This is a genomic window from Streptococcus suis, from assembly GCF_019794555.1.
GTDB classification, from domain to species: Bacteria; Bacillota; Bacilli; order Lactobacillales; family Streptococcaceae; genus Streptococcus; species Streptococcus suis_AB.
On the sequence record NZ_JAIMEP010000052.1, the window covers coordinates 1 to 5,723 of the forward strand.

The window sequence follows — 5,723 nt, forward strand, 5'->3', positions numbered from 1 at the left end:
AGGGACATAGTTCCGACTGATATAGATTATCATGTAAGAAAGCCAAGCGCAAGGGAGTATGATGATTGCTGCAATGAATTTTGGAATGTAACACCTTATGTTATTAAAGGATTGTGCCGTAAGGAAATTTTATTTGCTATTGATCATTTTAATCAGATTGTTCGCCATGAGCTGCTGAGAATGATATCATGGAAGGTCGGCATCGAAACAGGCTTTAAATTAAGTGTAGGCAAGAACTATAAGTTTATTGAAAGGTATATATCCGAGGATTTGTGGGAGAAACTTTTGTCCACCTACCGGATGGATTCCTATGAAAACATATGGGAAGCATTATTTCTATGCCATCAATTGTTCAGGGCGGTATCCGGTGAGGTGGCGGAAAGGCTTCATTATGCCTATCCGGAGTATGATAGGAATATAACAAAATATACCAGGGACATGTATAAAAAATACACTGGTAAAACCGGCTGCCTGGATAGCACATATGCCGCTGATATAGAAGAGAGGCGGGAACAGTGATTACAGAAATGAAAGCAGGGCACCTGAAAGATATCGATAAACCCAGCGAACCATTTGAGGTGATAGGTAAGATTATACCGAGGTATGAAAACGAGAATTGGACCTTTACAGAATTACTCTATGAAGCGCCATATTTAAAAAGCTACCAAGACGAAGAGAATGAAGAGGATGAGGAGGCAGATTGCCTTGAATATATTGACAATACTGATAAGATAATATAATATATCTTTACTACCAAGACGATAAATGCGTCGGAAAAGTTAAACTGCGAAAAAATTGGAATCGGTACGCTTATATAGAAGATATCGCCGTATGTAAGGATTTCAGGGGGCAAGGCATAGGCAGCGCGCTTATCAATATATCTATAGAATGGGCAAAGCATAAAAACTTGCATGGACTAATGCTTGAAACCCAGGACAATAACCTTATAGCTTGTAAATTCTATCATAATTGTGGTTTCAAAATCGGCTCCGTCGATACTATGTTATACGCCAACTTTGAAAACAACTTTGAAAAAGCTGTTTTCTGGTATTTAAGGTTTTAGAATGCAAGGAACAGTGAATTGGAGTTCGTCTTGTTATAATTAGCTTCTTGGGGTATCTTTAAATACTGTAGAAAAGAGGAAGGAAATAATAAATGGCTAAAATGAGAATATCACCGGAATTGAAAAAACTGATCGAAAAATACCGCTGCGTAAAAGATACGGAAGGAATGTCTCCTGCTAAGGTATATAAGCTGGTGGGAGAAAATGAAAACCTATATTTAAAAATGACGGACAGCCGGTATAAAGGGACCACCTATGATGTGGAACGGGAAAAGGACATGATGCTATGGCTGGAAGGAAAGCTGCCTGTTCCAAAGGTCCTGCACTTTGAACGGCATGATGGCTGGAGCAATCTGCTCATGAGTGAGGCCGATGGCGTCCTTTGCTCGGAAGAGTATGAAGATGAACAAAGCCCTGAAAAGATTATCGAGCTGTATGCGGAGTGCATCAGGCTCTTTCACTCCATCGACATATCGGATTGTCCCTATACGAATAGCTTAGACAGCCGCTTAGCCGAATTGGATTACTTACTGAATAACGATCTGGCCGATGTGGATTGCGAAAACTGGGAAGAAGACACTCCATTTAAAGATCCGCGCGAGCTGTATGATTTTTTAAAGACGGAAAAGCCCGAAGAGGAACTTGTCTTTTCCCACGGCGACCTGGGAGACAGCAACATCTTTGTGAAAGATGGCAAAGTAAGTGGCTTTATTGATCTTGGGAGAAGCGGCAGGGCGGACAAGTGGTATGACATTGCCTTCTGCGTCCGGTCGATCAGGGAGGATATCGGGGAAGAACAGTATGTCGAGCTATTTTTTGACTTACTGGGGATCAAGCCTGATTGGGAGAAAATAAAATATTATATTTTACTGGATGAATTGTTTTAGTACCTAGATTTAGATGTCTAAAAAGCTTTAACTACAAGCTTTTTAGACATCTAATCTTTTCTGAAGTACATCCGCAACTGTCCATACTCTGATGTTTTATATCTTTTCTAAAAGTTCGCTAGATAGAGTTCTATATTAGAGATGTAAAGAGTTTTGGTGAAGAGGTTTGTGAGTATGGCTTTTATAACCAGGGTGCAATGAGAAGCACTAACAGCAGCTAGCTTAAGAACGCATAGGATATACTTTTTATGGAAGTCACAGAGGAGGAATAAAATTTGAACAGGATTAACAGAGTAACCTCTATTCTTATTCAGCTGCAATCAAAAAAAATAATTCCTGCCAAAGAAATTGCACAGCGATTTAATATAAGCTTAAGGACAGTTTACAGAGATATCCGGACACTTGAAGAAGCCGGAATACCAATTGGATCTGAGGCCGGAAAAGGATATTTTCTTGTAGAGGGCTTCCTACTTCCGCCGGTAATGTTTACAGCGGCGGAAGTGGGTGCATTGATTACAGCAGGGAAATTTTTAAATTGCCATGGAGATGAATCATTTATAAAGGATTTTGATTCAGCTATGTATAAAATCAAATCTATTTTGAAGCATGGTGAAAAAAACTATGCACAGGAGTTGGAGAACAGTATTAACGTGTACAGCACATCTGGACAGAAAAATACATTGGCGGATAACGTTATTGCAGCAATTCAGACTGCAATCTGCAATAAAAGGGTAATATCAATTCAATATCCTGCATCAGGAGGGCAAGAACCGGAAAGCAGAATGATAGAGCCTATATCACTGGGGTTTTATGAACAGAACTGGTACTTAATCGGTTTTGCAGGCTAAGAAATGAATATAGGAATTTTCGTGTGGATCGGATTAAAAGCATTTGCATAGAAGAAGAGCTCTGTCAAAGCCATGATGGCTCTTTGGAACAAATATTAAAACAAATGCTTTCATATAAAAAACTATATAATGTAATTCTTAGAGCTGAAAAAGGGGAGACATACAATTCTATCAAGAACAGGTATTCTCTCGGCTTCCTTGAAGAAACCGATTTGGGAAGTAAAATGGAAATCGAATTCCAGACAGATTCCTTTGAGATATTGAGCAAGCAGCTGATTGAATATGGATCAGGCATTGAAATAGTCCAACCTGATGAATTAAAATGCATAACCCGTAAACACCTGGCACAAATTACGAATCACTGCCTAAACTTGATTTAGAGAAAGCGATTGGTCTGTTATGTATTTTTTGTAAGGTTTCATATCCCCTGCTGACATACAGCTGTCAGTGTATTATGATATTCTACTATCAAAAAGGAGGATTGAAAAATATGAAACCAAAGATAATTATGCACACAAATTAGCCTTGATGGCCGCATTAAAGGCTTTGATAATCCGGAAGTTTACTACCAGGTTGCCGGGGGAATTCATTCGGATGCGGTGCTGTTTGGGTCCAATACTGTTTTTACTGCATTTGAAAAATATCCTGCTGAAACAGAGGCTGATTTTGAGAAAATCATAACAAGCCCGGAGGACCCCAGACCAATAGGAGTCATACCTGACAGCAGAGGTATCTTGAGAAGTCTTCATTGCTTAAGAAATCTTGGATATCTGAAGGAAATTGTCATTCTGGTATCAACTGCCACTCCGAAGGAATATTTGAATTATTTGGAGGAAAGGCATTACCCATATATTGTGTCAGGAAATGATCATGTGGACTATGAAAAAGCCTTTCAGATCCTGCATGAGCAATATGGGTGTAAATACATGCGGACAGACAGTGGCGGTGGATTAACCAACAAATTATTAGAAAACGGACTTATTGATGAAATCAGTCTTGTGATATCACCATGTTTTGTAGGTAATAAAGAAAAACAACTATTTGATAACCTTCTGTTATCTGAAAAAGTTAATTTGGAATTGCAGGGAACAGAGAATGCAGAACATGGCTGTCTGTCATTGCGCTATGCTGTGAAAAATAAGGATTAGTGCAGCATACTTTAAAAAGTGTCTGTTGGGACAGTGTCCTAAAGGAAGCATAAGCTCATGGCTAGCGGCGGTGTTAAAGTAACGGCACTCGGCCCCAATATATAGTTGATATGCCCCTAAGCCTTTGAGGGCAAGGCGGTCAACCGCGCCTTTTCCGGTCCGCATACAGTCGTTCAATGAGGGTATCAAGCTCGGCAATGCGGCGGTGCTTCTCGGTGGTTCGTTTCTTCGCCGCCGTTTTCGGCTAATTCTAATTGATCCGAACTGTAAGGATAAGCAATTATCCGGGGCTAGTTAAGTATCTTAGAGAGGAAGATAAAGATAAGTAAACCAATTTTAAAGTTGTACCGAATAAAGCCTTCAAGAGGACAACATGCTTTTGAAGGCTTTATTGCTTACAATTACTTGGATTGTAACGCAAAAGCAGGCACCAAATCAATGAAAAATAGCCTATCCAGGCGACTGTTTCAGAAATATGGGCTTCCGCCAAGGGGATACCAGTGGGGTGCGACATCTTTTTTGCCCACTCAAGGCATGTGGAGTGTGTGGCGTTGTTGCGTAGAAAGTAAGGCTGGAGTCCTTATATCTGGCTGAGCTTAATCTCTGGTAATTTTGAGGGGGCTGACCCATTAGTCCCTTTTGAACCAAAAAATCGAAGGCACCCGTGAAAGATGTCTTCGATTTTTGTTTTTTTTGGATGAAATATAGAGGATTTTCCCCCTATATTTGGTTTTGTATGATTGTTTTTCCCTCATATTTCCTTACTCTAGTTACTAATTTCCTAAAATTGTGCGCAAGAAATACAAGTCCCATTTCCTTAAAAATTTTTTCAGCTCCTCGGACATGGAATCTTTTAAATTTCATATTTTGTTTAATGTTTCCAAAAACTGTTTCGACATCTATCTTTCGCTGCGCATAGTATGAGGCTGTTTCTTTGCTTTCTATCTTTTCATTCGCTTTTATTTTTATATATTCCCAGGTTGGATTAATATTCAAACGTCGATTTTTTCCTTCTTTTGCTTTGGTACATTTCTCTCTCAATGGACATCCTGTACAATCTTCACATTCATAGATTTTGAAGTTTCGAATAAATCCATTTCTATCTTTACGTTGTGAATAATGTGAGAACACTACTCTTTTCTGATTGGGACAAATATAGTAATCATCCAACTCGTTGTAAGTCCAATTATCTCGATGAAACTGATTTTGTTTATGGGCGCGTTTCTTCTCTTTTAAGTAACCTTGATGCGGAATGATGGGGGTGGATTCTGTTTCGTCTAACACATAACAATAATTTTCTTCACTTGCATAACCGGCATCTGCGACAATATTTTCTGGTAAACCTATTTTTGATTCAATCTTTTCAAGAAATGGGATAAATGTTCGTGTATCTGTTGGATTTGGATAACAATCATAAGCAAGAGCAAATTGATTTTCTGTCGCAAGTTGAATATTATAACCTGGTTTTAGTTGGCCATTAAGCATGTGATCTTCTTTCATTCGCATAAAAGTAGCGTCATGATCCGTCTTTGAGAAACTATTGCGTACACCCATAATCACTAATTGTTCTTCGTAGCTCATTTTTCTTTGGGCAAAATCATCGAATCGCTTCTTCTGCTTATGAACTTCAGATTTTTCTTTACGAAGTAATTTTCGTTCTTCTACTGTTTCGGTTTGGTCAATCGCTTCAATTAATTGATTTTCCTTTTCTTCCAAAGATTGACGAATCCTTTCAATCTCTTCTATAGAAAGTTCATCCTTTAAATCATCTATTAAC

General features: G+C 38.8%; 5 protein-coding genes and 2 pseudogenes. 6 read left to right on the forward strand and 1 reads right to left on the reverse strand.

Annotation, left to right across the window (positions count from 1 at the left end):
• The 6 genes and pseudogenes from K6V48_RS11380 to K6V48_RS11405 all read left to right on the forward strand — a co-directional run.
• The coding region (locus K6V48_RS11380) for an aminoglycoside 6-adenylyltransferase (protein ID WP_216450136.1) at positions 1-519 on the forward strand (519 nt) is incomplete at its 5' end.
• Positions 516-1,063: pseudogene (sat4, locus tag K6V48_RS11385) on the forward strand (streptothricin N-acetyltransferase Sat4). The gene K6V48_RS11380 and the pseudogene sat4, both read left to right, overlap by 4 nt.
• Positions 1,064-1,155: 92 nt before the next feature.
• Positions 1,156-1,950: an aminoglycoside O-phosphotransferase APH(3')-IIIa gene (gene aph(3')-IIIa / locus K6V48_RS11390; protein ID WP_001096887.1), complete on the forward strand. Its 795-nt coding sequence runs from the start codon at positions 1,156-1,158 to the stop codon at positions 1,948-1,950.
• 275 nt (positions 1,951-2,225) lie between these two features.
• Complete coding sequence (locus K6V48_RS12155) at positions 2,226-2,798, forward strand: helix-turn-helix transcriptional regulator (protein ID WP_001079938.1); 573 nt, start codon at positions 2,226-2,228, stop codon at positions 2,796-2,798.
• Between the two features lie 23 nt (positions 2,799-2,821).
• Positions 2,822-3,178, forward strand: a complete 357-nt coding sequence (locus K6V48_RS12160) for a WYL domain-containing protein (protein WP_000374054.1) — start codon at positions 2,822-2,824, stop codon at positions 3,176-3,178.
• Between the two features lie 110 nt (positions 3,179-3,288).
• Positions 3,289-3,946: pseudogene (locus K6V48_RS11405) on the forward strand (dihydrofolate reductase family protein).
• Positions 3,947-4,666: 720 nt separating this feature from the next.
• Here K6V48_RS11405 and K6V48_RS11410 read toward each other — a convergent pair.
• Positions 4,667-5,723: IS1182-like element IS1182 family transposase (locus K6V48_RS11410; protein WP_222369807.1), on the reverse strand; the 1,057-nt coding region annotated here is incomplete at its 5' end.